General features: G+C 71.0%; 1 protein-coding gene. It reads right to left on the reverse strand.

Annotated elements, in window-relative coordinates; genetic code table 11:
* A partial coding sequence (locus CSC94_RS23970; protein WP_114647886.1) for an isomerizing glutamine--fructose-6-phosphate transaminase occupies positions 1 to 995 on the reverse strand: 995 nt, incomplete at both ends.

Genomic DNA, 995 nt, shown 5'->3' on the forward strand with positions numbered 1-995 from the left:
ACCACCGCCCCGATCGCCATGCCCTGCGCCTTGCAGTAGCGCAGCGAGGCCAGCGTGTCGGCCGTCTCGCCCGACTGCGAGACGAACAGCGCCGCGTCGCCCGCGCCAAGCGGCATCTCCCGGTAGCGGAACTCCGAGGCGATATCGATGTCGACCGGCAGCCGCGCGTAGCGCTCGAACCAGTACTTGCCGATCAGCCCGGCGTAATAGGCCGTGCCGCAGGCCGAGATCGCCAGCCGGTCGATGGCGGCGAAGTCGATGGCCGCGTTCAGCGGCCGCGCCCGCGCGGTGGAAAAGTCGATGTAGTTGGACAGCGTGTGCTGCACCACCTCCGGCTGCTCGTGGATCTCCTTGAGCATGAAGTGGCGGTGGTTGCCCTTGTCGACCAGCAGCGCCGTGCCCACCGACTTCTGCCGCGGCCGCTCGACCGGCTGGCCGGCCTCGTCGAAGATGGCCACCGACGAGGCGGTGATCAGCGCCCAGTCGCCGTCCTCCAGGTAGGTGATGACGTCGGTGAAGGGCGCCAGCGCGATCGCGTCGGAGCCGATGAACATGTCGCCCTCGCCGAAGCCGATGGCCAGCGGCGAGCCGCGCCGGGCGGCGACCAGCAGGTCGTCCTCGCCGTTGAACAGGATGGCCAGCGCGAAGGCGCCGCGCAGCCGCGGCAGGCAGTCGCGCACCGCCGCCTCCGGGCTCATGCCGCGGTCCAGCGCCCGCGTCAGAAGCTGTGCCACCGCTTCCGTGTCGGTGTCGGTCTCGAAGGCGTAGCCGTCGGCCTCCAGCTCGTTGCGCAGCTCCCAGAAGTTCTCGATGATGCCGTTGTGCACCACCGCCACGCGCCCGGTCGCATGCGGATGGGCATTGCGCTCGTTCGGCGCGCCATGGGTCGCCCAGCGGGTGTGGCCGATGCCGATGTGGCCGGCCAGCGGCTCGCCCTGCAGGCGCTGCTCCAGGTTGACCAGCTTGCCCTGCGCGCGCCGGCGCGCCAGCGCACC

Source organism: Zhengella mangrovi, from assembly GCF_002727065.1.
Lineage (GTDB): Bacteria > Pseudomonadota > Alphaproteobacteria > Rhizobiales > Rhizobiaceae > Zhengella > Zhengella mangrovi.